The 16075-nt window shown below is 63.2% G+C and carries 22 protein-coding genes; 12 read left to right on the top strand and 10 right to left on the bottom strand.

The features are described 5' to 3' along the window. Positions 1–17 precede the first annotated feature (17 nt). The 4 genes from AC0L28_RS19545 to AC0L28_RS19530 all read left to right on the top strand — a co-directional run bounded on the left by AC0L28_RS19545 (position 18) and on the right by AC0L28_RS19530 (position 4123). The gene (locus AC0L28_RS19545) at positions 18–1214 is read left to right on the top strand and encodes a phosphoglycerate kinase (protein ID WP_287238266.1); all 1197 of its coding nucleotides are present in this window, start codon (positions 18–20) and stop codon (positions 1212–1214) included. A gap of 160 nt (positions 1215–1374) precedes the next feature. Continuing rightward, a complete protein-coding gene (locus AC0L28_RS19540) occupies positions 1375–2400 on the top strand; it encodes a class I fructose-bisphosphate aldolase (protein WP_091593288.1) in 1026 nt (341 codons plus the stop codon). Between the two features lie 136 nt (positions 2401–2536). Continuing rightward, positions 2537–3277, top strand: coding sequence for a DUF899 domain-containing protein (locus AC0L28_RS19535; protein WP_287238267.1), 741 nt, complete (start codon positions 2537–2539; stop codon positions 3275–3277). 114 nt (positions 3278–3391) lie between these two features. After that, positions 3392–4123: an SGNH/GDSL hydrolase family protein gene (locus AC0L28_RS19530; protein WP_287238268.1), complete on the top strand. Its 732-nt coding sequence runs from the start codon at positions 3392–3394 to the stop codon at positions 4121–4123. A 141-nt stretch (positions 4124–4264) separates the two neighbouring features. Here AC0L28_RS19530 and AC0L28_RS19525 read toward each other — a convergent pair whose 3' ends face one another. Both AC0L28_RS19525 and AC0L28_RS19520 read right to left on the bottom strand, forming a co-directional pair. After that, positions 4265–4426, bottom strand: a complete 162-nt coding sequence (locus tag AC0L28_RS19525; RefSeq protein ID WP_128170600.1) for a hypothetical protein — start codon at positions 4424–4426, stop codon at positions 4265–4267. A gap of 160 nt (positions 4427–4586) precedes the next feature. Beyond that, positions 4587–5540 (bottom strand): ring-cleaving dioxygenase, encoded by a 954-nt coding sequence (locus AC0L28_RS19520; RefSeq protein ID WP_287238269.1) that lies wholly within the window; start codon positions 5538–5540, stop codon positions 4587–4589. 256 nt (positions 5541–5796) lie between these two features. Between AC0L28_RS19520 and AC0L28_RS19515 the strand changes: the two genes are divergently transcribed. From AC0L28_RS19515 to AC0L28_RS19500, 4 genes are all read left to right on the top strand, one after another. After that, entirely contained in the window at positions 5797–5964 is a 168-nt protein-coding gene (locus AC0L28_RS19515) for a hypothetical protein (protein WP_082982284.1), read from the top strand. A gap of 83 nt (positions 5965–6047) precedes the next feature. Beyond that, positions 6048–6650, top strand: coding sequence for a DJ-1/PfpI family protein (locus AC0L28_RS19510; RefSeq protein ID WP_287238270.1), 603 nt, complete (start codon positions 6048–6050; stop codon positions 6648–6650). A 101-nt stretch (positions 6651–6751) separates the two neighbouring features. Continuing rightward, entirely contained in the window at positions 6752–7162 is a 411-nt protein-coding gene (locus AC0L28_RS19505; RefSeq protein ID WP_091593299.1) for a hypothetical protein, read from the top strand. A 70-nt stretch (positions 7163–7232) separates the two neighbouring features. Then, on the top strand, positions 7233–7952 hold the full coding sequence (locus AC0L28_RS19500) for a helix-turn-helix transcriptional regulator (RefSeq protein ID WP_023797058.1): 720 nt from the start codon (positions 7233–7235) through the stop codon (positions 7950–7952). A 168-nt stretch (positions 7953–8120) separates the two neighbouring features. Here AC0L28_RS19500 and AC0L28_RS19495 read toward each other — a convergent pair whose 3' ends face one another. Continuing rightward, the gene (locus AC0L28_RS19495) at positions 8121–8819 is read right to left on the bottom strand and encodes a DUF1013 domain-containing protein (protein WP_023797057.1); all 699 of its coding nucleotides are present in this window, start codon (positions 8817–8819) and stop codon (positions 8121–8123) included. 414 nt (positions 8820–9233) lie between these two features. Between AC0L28_RS19495 and AC0L28_RS19490 the strand changes: the two genes are divergently transcribed. Further along, positions 9234–9782 carry a LysE family transporter gene (locus tag AC0L28_RS19490; RefSeq protein ID WP_287238311.1) on the top strand — a complete coding sequence of 183 codons (549 nt, stop codon included), beginning with the start codon at positions 9234–9236 and terminating at the stop codon, positions 9780–9782. Between the two features lie 39 nt (positions 9783–9821). Here the strand turns inward: AC0L28_RS19490 and AC0L28_RS19485 are convergent, their stop codons facing one another. The 3 genes from AC0L28_RS19485 to AC0L28_RS19475 form a co-directional block, all read right to left on the bottom strand. Next, a complete protein-coding gene (locus tag AC0L28_RS19485) occupies positions 9822–10925 on the bottom strand; it encodes a helix-turn-helix transcriptional regulator (protein WP_473479652.1) in 1104 nt (367 codons plus the stop codon). A 268-nt stretch (positions 10926–11193) separates the two neighbouring features. Next, entirely contained in the window at positions 11194–11334 is a 141-nt protein-coding gene (locus AC0L28_RS19480) for a DUF1127 domain-containing protein (RefSeq protein WP_084646712.1), read from the bottom strand. Positions 11335–11449: 115 nt separating this feature from the next. Continuing rightward, positions 11450–12463 (bottom strand): NAD(P)H-quinone oxidoreductase, encoded by a 1014-nt coding sequence (locus AC0L28_RS19475; RefSeq protein ID WP_473479649.1) that lies wholly within the window; start codon positions 12461–12463, stop codon positions 11450–11452. Between the two features lie 194 nt (positions 12464–12657). Here AC0L28_RS19475 and AC0L28_RS19470 point away from each other — a divergent pair, with 194 nt between their 5' ends. The 3 genes from AC0L28_RS19470 to AC0L28_RS19460 all read left to right on the top strand — a co-directional run bounded on the left by AC0L28_RS19470 (position 12658) and on the right by AC0L28_RS19460 (position 14503). Beyond that, the gene (locus tag AC0L28_RS19470; protein ID WP_023797052.1) at positions 12658–12852 is read left to right on the top strand and encodes a DUF1192 domain-containing protein; all 195 of its coding nucleotides are present in this window, start codon (positions 12658–12660) and stop codon (positions 12850–12852) included. Between the two features lie 84 nt (positions 12853–12936). Then, positions 12937–14184: an MFS transporter gene (locus AC0L28_RS19465; protein WP_473479646.1), complete on the top strand. Its 1248-nt coding sequence runs from the start codon at positions 12937–12939 to the stop codon at positions 14182–14184. A gap of 31 nt (positions 14185–14215) precedes the next feature. After that, a complete protein-coding gene (locus AC0L28_RS19460) occupies positions 14216–14503 on the top strand; it encodes an ArsR/SmtB family transcription factor (RefSeq protein ID WP_027152975.1) in 288 nt (95 codons plus the stop codon). Positions 14504–14609: 106 nt separating this feature from the next. Here the strand turns inward: AC0L28_RS19460 and AC0L28_RS19455 are convergent, their stop codons facing one another. Genes AC0L28_RS19455 through AC0L28_RS19440 form a run of 4 tightly spaced genes read right to left on the bottom strand, consistent with a single transcriptional unit; the run spans position 14610 to position 16072 of the window. Then, positions 14610–15218, bottom strand: coding sequence for a glutathione S-transferase family protein (locus tag AC0L28_RS19455; protein ID WP_473479641.1), 609 nt, complete (start codon positions 15216–15218; stop codon positions 14610–14612). After that, the gene (locus AC0L28_RS19450) at positions 15218–15409 is read right to left on the bottom strand and encodes an SRPBCC domain-containing protein (protein ID WP_473479877.1); all 192 of its coding nucleotides are present in this window, start codon (positions 15407–15409) and stop codon (positions 15218–15220) included. The genes AC0L28_RS19455 and AC0L28_RS19450 overlap by 1 nt, the downstream gene beginning before the upstream one ends. Continuing rightward, positions 15406–15717 (bottom strand): SRPBCC domain-containing protein, encoded by a 312-nt coding sequence (locus tag AC0L28_RS19445; RefSeq protein ID WP_473479638.1) that lies wholly within the window; start codon positions 15715–15717, stop codon positions 15406–15408. The genes AC0L28_RS19450 and AC0L28_RS19445 overlap by 4 nt, the downstream gene beginning before the upstream one ends. 10 nt (positions 15718–15727) lie before the next feature. Then, entirely contained in the window at positions 15728–16072 is a 345-nt protein-coding gene (locus AC0L28_RS19440) for an ArsR/SmtB family transcription factor (RefSeq protein WP_473479633.1), read from the bottom strand. Between the last annotated feature and the right edge of the window lie 3 nt (positions 16073–16075).

The following is a 16075-nucleotide window of genomic DNA, read 5'->3' as shown; positions in this document are numbered from 1 at the left end:
TCGCGAAAGGGAACAGCATGGCCGGCTTTAAGACACTGGACGACATCGGCAATATCGACGGCAAGCGTGTGCTGGTGCGCGTCGACCTCAACGTTCCCGTCGCCGACGGCAAGGTCACCGACGCCACCCGCATCGAGCGCATCGCGCCGACCATCGCCGAGCTTTCCGGCAAGGGCGCCAAGGTCATCCTGCTTGCCCATTTCGGCCGGCCCAAGGATGGACCTTCGCCCGAATTCTCGCTTGAGCCGATCGCCAGGGCGGCCGCGGAGGTGCTTGGCCGCCCTGTCGGCTTCGCGGCCGATTGCATCGGCGACAAGGCCGCGAGCGCCGTCGCCGCCATGAATAACGGCGACGTGCTGCTGCTCGAAAACACCCGCTTCTACAAGGCCGAGGAGAAGAACGACCCGGCCTTCACCGAAAAGCTCGCCGCCAATGGCGACATCTTCGTCAACGACGCCTTTTCCGCCGCCCACCGCGCCCATTCGTCGACGGAAGGGCTTGCGCACCTGCTGCCGGCCTTCGCCGGCCGTACCATGCAAGCCGAGCTCGACGCGCTGGAAAAGGGCCTCGGCAATCCCCTCCGCCCTGTCGTCGCCATCGTCGGCGGCGCCAAGGTCTCGAGCAAGATCGACCTCCTGATGAATCTGGTGAAGAAGGTCGACGCGCTGGTCATCGGCGGCGGCATGGCCAACACCTTCCTCGCCGCGCGCGGCACCGCCGTCGGAAAATCGCTGTGCGAGCATGATCTCGCCAACACCGCCAAGCAGATCATGATCGAGGCGGCCGAAGCCGGCTGCGCCGTCATCCTGCCGGTCGACGGTGTCGTCGCCAGGGAATTCAAGGCGGGCGCCGCCAGCGAAACCGTCGCCATACCGAAGGTGCCGGCCGACGCCATGATCCTCGATGTCGGCGAAAAGACAGTGAAGACCGTTGCCGACTGGATCGACCGCGCCGCGACGCTGGTCTGGAACGGTCCGCTCGGCGCCTTCGAGATCGAGCCGTTCGACCGGGCGACCGTGGCGGCGGCCAGGCACGCCGCGGCCCGCACCAAGGCCGGCAAATTGATCTCGGTGGCAGGTGGCGGCGACACGGTGGCCGCCCTCAACCATGCCGGCGTTGCCGACGACTTCACCTATGTCTCGACCGCCGGCGGCGCCTTCCTGGAATGGATGGAGGGCAAGCCGTTGCCCGGTGTCGACGTGCTGAAGCGCTGAGGCGCTAGGCCCTGGGCATCAGGCGAACAGGGGCGTTTGCGCGTTTCAATCGATTCGAGCTTTCCGCTTGGAATGGTTCGACTTGAACCTGCTTTGCTCTAGTGGTCTGCTAGCCCGGATTTTCACACTGTTTGGAACAACCGGTTCAGGAGGATGCACAATGAGCGAACGTCTCGAGGACATTGCCGCTGCGATGGTGGCCGACGGCAAGGGTCTTTTGGCCGCCGACGAGAGTTCCGGCACCATCAAGAAGCGCTTCGACGTCATCGGCGTCGAATCGACCGCCGACAGCCGCCGCGACTATCGCGAGATGATGTTCCGCGCCAGGGAGGCGATGACCAGATACATCTCCGGCGTCATCCTCTATGACGAGACTATTCGCCAGAAAGCCGCCGATGGCACGCCGCTGGTCGACATCATCAAGGCGACCGGCGCCATTCCAGGCATCAAGGTCGATGCCGGCGCCAAGCCTCTGGCCGGGTACCCCGGCGACACCATCACCGAAGGCCTCGACGGCCTGCGCGAGCGGCTCGCCGACTATTACAAGCTCGGCGCCCGTTTCGCCAAATGGCGTGCGGTGATCGACATCGACGTCGCCAGGGGCGTGCCCTCCGCCACGTCGATCGGCTCGAACGCGCATGCGCTCGCCCGCTATGCGGCGCTCTGCCAGGAGGCCGGCATCGTGCCGATCGTCGAGCCGGAGGTGCTGATGGACGGCGCCCACGACATCGGCACCTGCTACGAGATCAGCAAGGCAACGCTGACGAAACTCTACACCGAGCTCTACGCCGCCCGCGTCGTCCTTGAAGGCACCATTCTGAAGCCGAACATGGTTCTCGCCGGCAAAAAGTCCGGCAACACCAGCAGCCCCGAGGAAGTCGCCGAAAAGACCATAAAACTGTTCCGCGAAACGGTGCCGGCAGCGATTGGCGGCATCGCCTTTCTCTCCGGTGGGCAATCGGATGAGGAGGCGACCGCCAACCTCAACGCCATCAACGCCATCGGCCCGCATCCATGGAAGCTGACCTTCTCCTATGGCCGCGCCTTGCAGGCGGCGCCACAGAAGGCATGGAGCGGCAAGGCGGCCAACGTCGCCGCTGCCCAGGCAGCCTTCGCCCACCGCGCCCACATGAACCACCTGGCAGCGCTTGGCAAATGGCAGCCGGAATTGGAACAGGCCGCCTGACCGGTTTTTCTATCTTCGTCCGAACCCGGGCCATGTGCCCGGGTTCCATCTGCTCCAAAATGCTCCAAAAAAATGCGGCGCCGTGTCGGCTTGCGTTGAGCCCGAACGTCCTTGGGGCTCAACGAGGAGCAGGCTGATGCCAAACAACAGGATCGTTTCACAGCAAGACTGGCTCCAGGCGCACAAGGCGCATCTGGCCCGTGAAAAGGAATTGACGCGTTTTCGCGACCGCATCGCTGCCGAACGGCGGCAATTGCCTTGGCTGAAGATGCGGAAGGACTATGTCTTCGAGACCGAACGGGGCCCGAAGAAACTGGCCGACCTGTTCGGAGGCGCGAGCCAGCTGATCGTCTACCACTTCATGTTCGGGCCGGGCGCCGACTACCGTTGCGAAGGCTGTTCCTTTCTTGCCGATCACATCGACGGCGCCAACCAGCACCTCAAGCACCATGATGTGTCGCTGATCGTGATCTCGCGGGCGCCGCTGGCCGAATTTCTGCCCTACAAACAGCGCATGGGCTGGAAATTCGACTGGGTGTCGTCCTACGCCTCGGACTTCAACTTCGACATGCAGGTTTCCTTCACCGACAAGCAGATCGCATCCGGCGACACGACCTACAATTTCGAGCAGCGCCCGCTGAGATCGAAGGACCTTCCCGGCATCAGCGTGTTCTACAGGGATGAGAACGGCGACATCTTCCTGACCTTCATGTCGCGCTCCAGGGGCGGCGATCCGCTGATCGGCGCCTATCACTATCTCGACCTGACGCCGAAGGGCCGCAACGAGACCGGTCCCTACCACAGCCTGATGGACTGGGTGCGGCTGCACGATGAATATGCGGGCAGGCACGAAATGGAGGGCGCCTGTTGCCATTGACGTCGGGCGGCCAACGCAAGGTCTTTCGTCTCTGGCCCGATATGCGCTAAGTGCTGCTTGCTATGCCCTTTGACGGACTTACCCATTGGCGGTTGGCCCCATTAACGGTGTGCGATGCAGCGTTTTCTTGCCCTCCTCACCTGGCTCGCCTTTCCGGTCTATGTCTGGCAGGGGCTCGGCGTGCGCCGCCGCACCAGCCGCATGCTGCCGGCGCAAGGTCCAGTCATGCACGAGATTTCGGGCCTGGCGCCGGCGATCTCGCTGCTGATGCTTGGCGATTCTTCCGCCGCATCGGTCGGCATCGGCAATTCCGAACACGGGCTGGCCGCGCAACTGGCCGAGCTGATCTCGAAACGCACCGGCCGCGCGGTGCGCTGGCGGGCAGCCGGCTTCAACTCGGCGACCTCAGGCCAGATCCGCGATCATGTGCTGCCCAATCTGTCGGCCGATCCCTGGACGCATATCGTGCTCGCCGTCGGCACCAACGACACCAAGAACTTTCACTCGGTGCCACGCTTCAAAAGCGATTTTGGCGGCCTGCTCTACGCGCTGCGCGCCAAATGGCCGGAGGCGCGCGTGGTGTGGTCGCCGGTGCTGGAATTCACCCGCGCACCGGCAATGCCGCCGCTGCTCGGAAAGATCCTGGAAATCCGCGCCGCCGAGATGAACCGGATGGGCGAGCGCCTTTGCCTCGAACGCGGGGCTGTGCCGGCGCCGCGCCTGCCGATCACCAATGCCGAAGCCGGTTTTGCCTCCGACGGATTTCATGCCTCGGAAGCCGGCTACCGGGCCTGGGCGGAACATCTGGTCGATTTGGTGCTGGCCAACGAACCACGCCTCGCGTAGCGGGCCGCCAGCCCTAATGCATGTCGCGCAAAAGCATGCCCTCGGGCTTGAACCGAGGGTGTGCAGCGGTTTTGCGATAACGACATGCATAAAACGACAACCTAAAGCGCGTCGCGTGAGGTCGGTCGAACGCGACGCGTTTTAGGCCCAATGGCCCAGCGCCGCTGTTATCGAAATTGCCGCCATCGCCAGCACCGCCAGCTTCCAGAAATCGCTGCGCCGCTTCAGCCCCGGCCAGCCGAGCGGCTTGATCAGCTGGATGACCATCATGGCAATGATAACGAGCGCGAGGAGTTTCGACATGGCCGCTTTTGACTAGCGCATCGGCCCGCAAATCGAAATCGATTTCGGAAAGCACGATGCGTAGAAGGTGCTGTAGCGTCCTTTGCGCGTCAAAAAGGACGCGGCGCTCCAGCATCGCGCTCAGCTGTCGAAGCGCTCCTTTCGCTCCCTCACGGGAGCACTATGCCAGCGGCTTGAGGCCGGCCTCGATCGCAGCCCGTTTCGGTTCGAGGAACGGTGGCAAGGCCAGCCTTTCGCCCAGCGTTTCGAGCGGCTCGTCGGCCGTGAACCCTGGGCCGTCGGTGGCAATCTCGAACAATATGCCGTTCGGCTCGCGGAAATAGAGCGAACGGAAGTAATATCGCTCGACCTCACCGCTTGACGGCAGGCGGAATTCGGCCAGCCGCTCCGTCCATTGATGCAAAATCTCCTGGTCCGGCGCCCTGAATGCCACGTGGTGGACCGCACCGGCGCCCTGCCGTGCCGGCGCAAGGCCCGGCTGCACAGCGACATGAAGCTCCGCCGCCGGGCCGCCTTCTCCCATCTCGAAGACGTGAACCTGGCCTTGACCATCCGGCGAGGCATAGTCCCGCGCCTTGCGCATGTTCATCACCCTGGTCAGCACGGTTTCAGTGTTGGTGATGTCGGGAACGCTGATGACGATAGGCCCGAGCCCGCGTATCTGGTGCTCGATTGGGACCGGGCTTTGATCCCAGGGGTGACTGTCGCCCTTGCCGCCATCGCTGACGAGACGCAGGCGCTGGCCTTCCGGGTCTTCGAAGTCCAGCGACGGGTGGCCGCCGATATCGCCGATCTCTCCCGTCGCGACGGTCTCGCCGGACAGGTGCTGCTTCCACCAGACAAGGCTTTCAGGGCTGGCGACCCTCAGGCTGGTCCGCACGATGCTGTTGGTGCCGCGCCGCTCGCGTCCGACCGGCCAATCGAAGAAGGTAAGATCGGTGCCAGGCGTCGCCTCGGCGTCGGCATAGAAAAGGTGATAGGCCGACGTGTCGTCCTGATTGACCGTCTTCTTGACCAGTCGCAGGCCCAGGGTCCTGGTGTAGAAACGAAGGTTTCCGGGTGCATTGGCCGTGATTGCGGTCAGATGGTGAATTCCTGTCAGTTGCAGGCTCATTGTGATCTCCCTGATCTCTCGAAAATTTTTCTCCTTAGATATCAGAACCCCGGCCCTGTCGCTGCTGCGGATTCCGACGGTCCGTCGTTGGCAGATGAAAGACTTGATCCGGCGACGAGAAAGCCTGATTCTCTCGGGCAAACGGATCGGAACCGGCAAAACCTGGCACGCTCGCCAAAGACCGCTCTGCCTCCTGACAGACTGCTGTCAGGAGGGGTGTGCGATAGTGTCTCCATAGAAAGAGAGGAGACCAGCCATGAACGGTTTTACCATTCTGCGTAGCGTTCAGCACTATGTCGGCAAGATCCGGACGATGCGCAACGAGATCCGCACCCGGCGTTTCATGAACGGGTTGCCGCAGAGCATCCGCAAGGACATCGGTTGGCCGGATAATTATGAAGGCCGCCACGGCCGCGGCCATTGAGGCGATTTTTTGCGGCAGCGGTTGCATGCGGACGCCACGCGCCCAGATAAATAGGTCCGGCGGACCGAAAGACGGAGCAGCAAATGTCGGAACAGAAAACTATCGGCGTTCTTTTCATCGATCGTTTCGCAGACTGGGAATACGGGCTGCTGGCGGCTTCGGCGGTCGAATGGTTCGGCGCACGCGCGGTTTCGCTGGCGCCGAACGGCAAGCCGGTGACTTCGGCGAGCGGATTTATGCTGACGCCCGACCGCTCCACCGCGGTTGATGAAAACACCGATCTTGACGCCGTCGCGGTCATCGGCTCCGACCAGTGGGTCGATGCTCCGCCTGACATCTCCGCACTGCTGACAGCGGTCGCAGCGCGCGGCGGTGTGGTCGGCGGCATCTGCGCGGGCACGCTGGCACTGGCGCGTGCCGGCCTGTTCGGCAACGCCAAACACACCAGCAATGGTCGTGACTGGATCAACGAAAAGGAACCGGGCTATCCGGGCGCCCAGAACTATCAGGACGTGCCCTATGCCGTCGCCGACGGTCGCATCGTGTCCGCGCCGGGTTCGGCTCCCGGCACCTTCGCTCTTGCCTTTTTGAAGACGCTCTATCCCCAGAGAAGCAGCGATCTCGCTGAGATGCGTACGCTGTTCGCCAAGGAGTATGCCGAAGGGGAATATGCTGAAGCCTCCTGACAGTATGGTGTCAGGAGCGGCGTGCAATAATTCGAAAGTACCAGGAGACAGACATGGCCTTCATCCCTGCAAAAGCTTCGGGCTCTTCGTCTAGGTGACGCATGGTAAAGAGCTGGAACGACAGGCTGAACACGCCGGGCGTCAATGGCATCAAGCCGACGCCGCGCACTGTTGCCGACGTCGTCGAGGGCCAGCCGATGCTGGTGCCGACGGCACGGCAGGTCGATGATTTCATCCGCTCAATTCCAAAGGGCGTGGCCATGGATGTCCGCGCGTTGCGCACCACGCTCGCCATTGAGCACGGCGCCGAAGTGACATGTCCGGTCACCATCGGCTATCATCTGCGCACTGTCGCCGAGGCCGCCAACGAGGATCTGGAACGCGGCATGACGCTGAGCGACATCGCGCCGTTCTGGCGGGTGCTGGATGCAAAGACGCCGACAACAGGGAAGTTGTCCTTCGGCGCGGCATTCGTCGCCGCGCAGCGCAAGCGCGAAGGGCTTGAGCCATAATGCATCGCCCGAAAGTTGGAACCGGTTTGGGGACAACGACAGGCTAAAAACAACATCGAGGGACCGTACGATGCGCCGCGCCGACAGGCTCTTCCAGATCGTGCAGCATCTGCGCGGTGGCCGTCTGGTCACCGCCCAGAAGCTGGGCACGTGGCTCGAGGTTTCCGAGCGAACCATCTACCGCGACATCGCCGACCTGCAGTCGACGGGCGTGCCGATCGACGGCGAGGCCGGCGTCGGCTACATGATGAGGGAGGGTTTCGACCTTCCGCCGCTGATGTTCACGCGTGACGAGATCGTCGCGCTGGTCGCCGGCGCCCGCATGGTGCGAGCATTTGGCGGCGCTGCCATGGCGCGGGCCGCCGACGAGGCGCTGGTCAAGATCGGCGCCGTGCTGCCCGATGCCGAAAAAGACCGCATCGCCCGCACCGAGATCCACACGCCGATGTGGGTGGTGAGCGACGCCGCCCGCGAAGCAATCGACCTGATCGAGCGCGCGGTGGAAAAACGCCAGGTGCTGACCATCGACTACTCCGACGAAGCAGGCCGCAGCACCGTGCGCGACATCAGGCCATTGGGCCTGTGGTTCTGGGGCAAGGTGTGGACGCTGGTCGCCTGGTGCGAGATGCGCGACGACTTTCGCGCTTTCCGCATCGACCGCATTGCTTCAGTGGTCATAGCCGGCCGCGTCTTCAAGCCGGAGCGCGGCAAGCAGCTCGCCGATTTTTACCGTGCGGTGGAGCGCAGCGAGGACTACGGCATGGCGCCGGACCGGGCCGCGCGAACCTAGGCGCGGCGCTTCTTGCCTTCTCCCCTTGTGGGAGAAGGTGGCCGCGAAGCGGCCGGATGAGGGGTGTTCCAGGGAACGCCGACGCCTCATTTCTTCCAACACCCCTCTTCCGTCTCAGCGCTGCGCGCCGATCCACCTTCTCCCACAAGGGGAGAAGGAAGAGGCGCCTCAGCCCTCCTCGTCGTCCTTGTCCTCGTCCTTCGACTTCAGCGCCGAGAGCTTGGCGAAGACGGCGTTGGCGTCGAGTTCCGCATCCTCGTCCCTTGGCTTCTCCGGCGCCGGCACGAGGCGCTCGGTCAATGCCGCCGGCAGCAGCGTGTCGCCGGCCGGCTGTGCCTGCTCGCGGCCACGCGAGGCGCGGTTGACTTCCATGTCGAGGTCGATCTGCGAGGCGAGCCCCAGCGTCACCGGATCCATCGGCTGCAGGTTGGCTGAGTTCCAGTGCTTTCTGTCGCGGATCTGGTCGATCGTCGACTTGGTGGTGCCGACGAGGCGCGCGATCTGCGCGTCCTTCAACTCGGGATGGTTGCGCACCAGCCAGAGGATGGCGTTGGGCCGGTCCTGGCGCTTCGACAGCGGCGTGTAGCGCGGACCCTTGCGCTTGGATTCCGGCACCCGCACCTTGGGGTCTGACAGCTTCAGCCGATGGTTCGGATCCTTCTCGGCGCGTGCGATCTCGTCGCGGCTCAGCTGGCCGGTCATGATCGGGTCCATGCCCTTGATGCCTTGCGCCGATTCGCCGTCGGCGATCGCCTTGACCTCGAGCGGATGCAGTCCGCAGAACTGCGCGATCTGCTCGAAGGACAGCGCGGTGTTGTCGACCAGCCAGACGGCGGTCGCCTTGGGCATCAGCAGCGTATTGGCCATTGCAAATATCCTTCTCGTTCGCCCGCGTTCCCGCGCGGGCGGTGGTTTTAGAGCCACCAAAATGGGAAAATCGCGGTTTATATAGCCGCTCCGTTGCCGTTCCGCAACGTTTTTGGAAGGTAGTCGCGAGATGGGGGGAGATATCGAACCTGTCAAGGCAGCCTTATCGGCGTCAGCATCGCGCCTTCGGTGAGCCGCTCAGCGGCCGCGGCCGCTAGCCCGGCAACAAAACGTCCTTCTGTCGGCATTTGCCGACTGTTAGTGGGAACATGTTTCATCCACATTTCGCTTCGGTAGCGGCGAGCTGCTTTGGGAGGGCAAGCCGCCGCCGATGTGGGCTAATCGATGTTGGAAACCGGGCACGCTGTCGCGGCGGGGTTGTTTCCGTTCGCCATTTCCTATGCGCTTCTGGCAATGCTGCCGGGCGCCAATTTTGCTGTCGTCGCGCAGGCCGGGCTAACCGCTTCGCGTACTACAGCGCTTTCGGCAGCCGCCGGCATTGCCCTGGGCGCGAGTTCGCTCGCGATGGTCGTCGCGACGGGCGCCGCAGCGCTGCCGCCGGGCGGCATTGCGCACCAGATAGCCGCCAGCCTTTACGGCGCAATGCTGGTCTTCATCGGCTGGAATTCGATGCGGCGGGCGCTGTCGATCACGATCGGCGCCGACGAGCCGAAGCCGCTTCCCATCGTTCGGTACTTCCGGCTGGGGTTTGTCACGGCGGCGGCTAATCCGGCCACCGCATTGTTTTTTGCATCCTCTGCGCTGAGCTTGAATACGCGCGGGCCAATCCAGATATCCGTGGTAGCGCTGGTTTTTGCCATTGCAATCGCCTGGTTTGGCCTTGTCGGCCTGGCTATTTCCCAGCCAGCCATGCGCGAATTCTACAACCGTTTCCGCAAGCACGTGGACATGGTGCTGGGAGGCGCCTTGATAGCGATTGGTTTTGCCGCGCTTAGCCATTGAAGCAACAAATAGGCGGTCTTCCACCGATTTGGCCGATCGTCATCTGCGATTGAGCGGTTCTGTGCTCTTGAGCAAGGCGACGAGTTGGCTTTGCTGACTTGTCCCGGTCTTGGCGAAAATCCGTTCGAGATAGGTCCGGCCGGTCTTCACGGTGATCTTCAAGTCGGATGCCGCATCTTTCAAGGGTCGTCCCTGCGAAAGCACGGCGGCCAGACGTGCCTCGGAGGGCGTCAGGTCAAACAGGCCCGCGAGGAGGATTGGTGAAGGCACGACGGCACTGGCCCTTACTTCCGTTGCAGCAACCAGGATGTCCGCGCCGGTGAAAATGTCATGTGCGGCGCGGCGCAGCGGCAAAAGATGGATGACCAGAGCCGGCCGGCTTTCGTTCGCGGCAACAGGAATGGATCGGACCGCGAAATCGTTGCGGTTCTCGAGGATGGCCTGCTGGAAAAGCGCATTGGCGGAGGCATTGGCGATCGCCATGCCGCCATAGGCGGTTGGCAGAAACATCTCGGTCAATTCTTCCAGCAGGCCGTTGGCCGTCAGCACGCGTCCCGATGCAGTCATGACCGCGGCCGGCAGCCCGATGGTCTCGAGTGCCGAGACGGTCGCCCTGGCCCGTTCCAACCCCAGTCGCGCCGAGACCATGCCGGCACGCGCGAAATGCGGGCGAAGCTGGTCCAGCCGATCGACCGACGCCCGATCGTAGGTGCCATCCTTCATCCACCGTTGAAAGACGAAAGTGACGAGCTCGCCACTCGGCATGGCGACTGCCGAACAAACGTGTGCGCCGATACCGGCCGCTCTCAGCTGTATCCGCACCGGATCACGTTCGACCTCTTCGGCTGTCAGGAAATCTTCGACCTGAACGAAGCTCGCCGGCTGCATGCTGCACATACGCTGTACCGCGTCAGAGAATTTCCAGCCGTCGCTGGCGACAAATTCGTCAAACACGGATCGCAGCGAGTTGCCGTGAACCGGAGAAACGTCACTCAATCTGCCGCGAACCGGAGATTCGGCACTGAACAGGAAGATGGCGCCGGTGGCCGAACCAGAAAGACTGCCGGCAGCTTCGAGCGCATCGCCCCAAAGTTCCGGCACGAAAGCCGCCTCGTAGATCTTGTCCGTCAGATCGTCGAACATGGGCGCAAGCCTGTTTCAGAGTCAGCACGCTACTGGCCCGGATCGGCGCCCGCAGCCGCTGACCTAGTCCCGCGCGATCAAAATGCCCACGCTGAAACCGGAGTCAACCGCAGATTGCGGTCGAGTTGTATTCGGTTCTGGATAGTGGCCATCATAGCAGCCGCCGCTGTAGCCTCGGACTTCAAAACGACAAAACCCGCCGGACAGGGTCCAGCGGGCTCGGAACCGGCGACGGGAAAACCGCCTGCCTCGGCTCTTGCTTGACGGATCAAAGCGTCTTGCGGGCGATCCTCTCGATGTCAGCACGGTTGATGCCGAGGTCGTTGAGCTCACGGGCGTTCAGGCGATTCAGTTCGCGCACGGTTTCATTGTACATGCGCCAGTTACGGAAAGCACGGATCGGGTTCATGGAGTCCTCCATCGTTTCGATGCCGCTCAAATAGGCACCGTTGATGAAAAGTTGAACAGACGCTTTTGCATGGCGGGAATGCGTTTGTTGCATTGTTCAGCTTGCTTGCCGACCGTCAGCCGACATCGAGCACGATCTTGCCGATGTGGTCGCCGTCCTCCATCCGCTCATGCGCCCGCCACGCTTCCCTGAGCGGAAAGATCATGTCCATGACCGGTGCTACCTTGCGGGTGCCGAGCAGCGGCCACACCTGCGCCTCCAGCGCTGCGGCGATCGCCGCCTTGAATTCGACGGTGCGCGGCCGCAGCATCGAGCCGGTGTGGGTGAGCCGCTTGGCCATCATCTTCGAGAAGTCGGTGCTTGCCACCGCCCCGCTCTGCGTGGCGATCTGGACGATGCGGCCTTCCACCGCCGCGGCCTCGTAGTTTCGCGCCACATAGTCGCCGCCGACCATGTCGAGGATGACGTTGGCGCCCTTGCCGCCGGTCGCGTCCTTGACCGCCGCGACGAAGTCCTCCTCGCGGTAGTTGATCGCCCGGTCGGCGCCGAGCTTCAGACAGGCGTCACACTTCTCCTGGCTGCCGGCAGTGGTAATGACATGGGCGCCGAAGGCCGAGGCGAGCTGGATCGCCGTGGTGCCGATCCCGGACGAGCCGCCATGCACGAGCAGCGTCTCGCCGCTCTTCAGGGCGCCGCGTTCGAAGACATTATGCCAGACGGTGAAGTAGTTTTCCGGTACCGCCGCCGCTTCGGTGTGGGTAAAGCCGGCGGGCAGCGGCAGCACGCTGCCGGCATGCACCCTGACGTATTCGGCATAGCCGCCGCCGGGCGTCAGCGCGCAGACCCGGTCGCCGACGCGCCAGCGCGATATCTTGTCGCCAAGAGCGGCAACTTCGCCTGACGCTTCGAGGCCCGGCAGGTCCGACGCACCAGGCGGCGGCGGGTAGACGCCCTTGCGTTGCTGCACATCCGGCCGGTTGATACCGGCGGCGCGCACCCGGATCAGGATTTCGCCAGGTCCGGGCACGGGCACGTCGCGCGTTTCCGGTTTCAGAACCCGCGGTCCGCCGGGTTCCGAGATCGCGATGGCCGTCATCTTCGCCGGAATCTTGTCCTGTCCACTCGCCATGAATTTTTCCCGTCTCGCTTCGCCAGTTTCTTGCCGACTTGCCGGTTTTATTGCCGACTGTTTGCATCCATGCCCCTGCCCTATGTATGCTCATTGCCAAATCAGGCAAATGGCCACTGCAGCGCCGGGCGTGCGATTGGACGCGCCAAGGACGCTGTAGCCGTTTAATTTTGACGCATGAGCGAGGAGCGACGATGGCGATCTTCGACGACGAACCCAAAAAGAAAGCGCGCCCGCATGAGATCGGGCAGGATCTGTCGCTGCTTTCCGTCGATGAACTGTCCGAGCGGATCGGCATCTTGCGCGACGAGATCGCCCGGCTCGAAGCCGAGCTCAAGACCAAGAGCACCACCAAATCAGCGGCCGAGGCGCTGTTTCGCCGCGGATAGTTTCCAGAGCCGAAGCGCCCGCCGCCGAAAAGCTCGAATGCGACTGTCTTCAGACCCTCCCCAAATTCCAGCCGGATCAGCTAAATGTTCGCAAGCTACCGACCGATCCTTTCGCTGCTTCGCGGCACCGCTTTCCTGCTGGCGGCAACCGGACTGCACGGGCTGTTGTTGCCGCTGCGCGGCCAGTTGGAGGGTTTCTCGACCGCATCGCTCGGCCTGATGGGCACGGCCTGGGCCGGCGGCTTCGTCACCGGCTGCTTCTTTGCGCCGCGCCTGGTGCGCCGCGCCGGTCACGTACGCGCTTTTGGCGCCTTTGCGGCATCGGGAGCCATCGTCGCACTGCTCACCGGCCTGATCATCGACGAATATATCTGGATCCTGCTGCGCGCCTTCACCGGCTTCACCATGGCCGGCGCCTTCATGATCATCGAAAGCTGGCTCAACGAGAAGTCCACCAACGAGAACCGCGGCGCCGTCTTCGGCCTTTACATGATGGTCACCTATGCCTCGATCATGGGCGGCCAGATGATCGTTGCCGGCGGCGACGTGAAGTCGGCCTCGCTGTTCATGATCACCGGTATCCTGTTCTGCCTGTCGCTCATTCCGACCGCAGTGTCGACGGCTTCGCATCCCAAGCCGCTGCAGGACGTCTCGCTCGACGTCAAGGGGCTCTATGTCAATTCGCCGGTGTCGGCGATCGCCTGCGTTCTGATCGGCGTCGCCAACGGCGCCTGGGGCACGCTTGGTGCCGTCTATGGCGCCCGCATCGGCATTTCCACGGCGGAGATCGCGCTGATGATGAGCCTGGTGGTCGTCGCCGGCGCCGCCATGCAACTTCCGGCCGGGCGTCTCTCCGACAAGACCGACCGCCGCTTCGTGCTGGCGGGCCTGGCCTGCGGCGCGGCGCTGTTCGCCATCGCGCTGTTCCTGTTCGAGCCACGCTCCGGCGTCTTTGTCATCGTCTGCACCGCCGCCTACGGGGCCTTTGCCTACACGCTCTATTCGATCGCCGTGGCCCATGCCAACGACCACGCCCGGGCGGAGGATTTCGTCAAAGTGTCCGGCGGCCTGCTGCTGCTCTATGGTTTCGGCACGATGATCGGGCCGCTGCTGGCCGCCGGCCTGATGGGCTGGATGCGTCCGGAAAGCCTGTTCCTTGCAACGGCCCTCGCGCATCTTTGTCTGGCAGGCTATACGCTGCTGCGCATCAGCCGGCGCGCACCGGTGCCAATCGAAGACCGCGACGCCTTCAAGACGCAACCGGCCGAGCGCTCGATCACCCCGGAAGCCTTGCGGCTCGATCCGCGCAGAAAGCCTGAAACCAACGGTTGAGATTTGGAAAACTTTGCCTCACAAATAAGGCATGATGTTTTCCGACGCCTTCATGGCGATTGCCGACCCCAACCGGCGCTATCTCTTGGAAGAGCTTCGGCGCGGCCCGAAGACTGTCAACGAACTGGCCGCCGGGTTGCCGGTCTCGCGCCCGGCGGTTTCGCAGCATCTGAAAGTGCTGCTCGACGCCGGGCTGGTCAACGCCAAGCCGGAAGGGACAAGGCGCGTCTATACGGTCAGCAGTGCCGGCTTCCTGAAGCTCAACATCTGGCTCGACCAGTTCTGGGAAGCCGAGCAGCTTGGCTCGCCCGGAAGCTGAGCTGCGCCGTCGCATCTTTGCCAGTAGACAGGCATGGCGAAGCTCCTCCGGATCCAGGTGCTGGCGCTGAGCCGCACATCTCATTGAAACAATGTCAGACACCGGCCTAAGCGTTCCAGCTTGGACGTTTCTGAACGCGGTCGAGCCAATGATGGACATTGACGAGCGAGTCCGGGATGTCGGCTCCGAAGAAGGCGCCAAGCCACGCTGCGACGCAGGCGGTGATGTCGGCGACGGAGTACTGGTCGCCCGCGATGAACGGGCGGCCATCGGCGATCTCGCGGTCAAGCCACGCCCGCTTTGCCGGAACGGCTTCGCGCTGGGTTTCGGCGAAAGCCGGGTACTGCACAAGCCGCTCCGCAAACATGGGATCGGAATGCAGCGCAATGCTGCCGATCGTTCCGAAGATCTCGATCTCGGCGCGGCGGTTCCACATCTCGACCTTGCCTTGGCTGACCGCGTCCGAGCCGAACAGTGCCGGCGTTGGATGAAGCGCCTCCAGATAGCGGCAGATGGCGATGCTTTCGGTGATCACCGTCCCGCCATCGAGCACGAGCACGGGAATCTGGCCGAGTGAGTTGAGCTCAAGGAATTGCGGGGTTTTGTGCTCGCCTTTTGTCAGATCGACATCAACCCGCGGAACGTCGATGCCTTTCTCAGCCATGAAGATGCGGACGCGGTAGGAATTCGGACCGATGCCGCAGTAGAGTTTCATCATATCCTCCCGATTCTGCTGGTCTTTGGCTCAGGCTGGGGCACTCGCGCGCATTCCACCCGCAGGTTGTCGAGCATCTGGCTCCAGCCAGCCTGATGGTTTTTGGGCTGATCATGGCCGTCAAGAAAGGCGCCTTGCTCGGTCATCAGCAGCCGGCAGCCTGTGCCTTCTGGACTGAATTCAACCGTCAGCAGGCCGACAACAATGGCTGGCCGCTGCTGGTCATGCCACCAGCCGAGACGATGCGCTGGTCGCGCACGATGTCGAGGTAGCGCGTCTCGTTCACATAACTCTCGCCATCCTTGGGTCCGAAACGGCTGAGCGCAATGCCGCCCACTTGGAACTCGAAGCATTCAATGCTGCTTTCCCAACCCTCGCCGGGCGAGCCCCAGCGCTGCAATGCGGCGGGATCGGACCAAGCGGCGAACACCCGCGCCGGCGAAGCGTCGTAGCTGCGTTCGAGCACTATGGTCGAATGGATGACGGAGCGTTCGCTCATGTTGGCCTCCTCAGTTTCCTTCGGTTTCGTCTTTGGTTTCCGCAAGAAAGCCGCCGAGCCGGTCGAGCCGCTGTTCCCAACTCAGGCGCCGTTCGTTGATCCAGTGTTCGGCGGTCCTCAGCGCCCTCGGCTCGAGCTGGCAGGTGCGCACCCGGCCGAGCTTTTCGGTGCGGACGAGACCGCTCGCCTCGAGCACGTTCAGGTGCTGGACGACCGCCGACAGCGACATCGCCAGCGGCTCGGCCAACTGGCTGACCGATACGGGGCCGCACGACAGCCGCTCCACCATGTGCCGCCGCGCCGGGTCGGCGAGCGCCTGGAACATCAGGTCGAGCTGGGCGGTATCGTGCAGCATCGG

The organism is Mesorhizobium sp. WSM4847, assembly GCF_055811335.1.
This window is presented reverse-complemented; position numbering and strand designations above follow the sequence as displayed.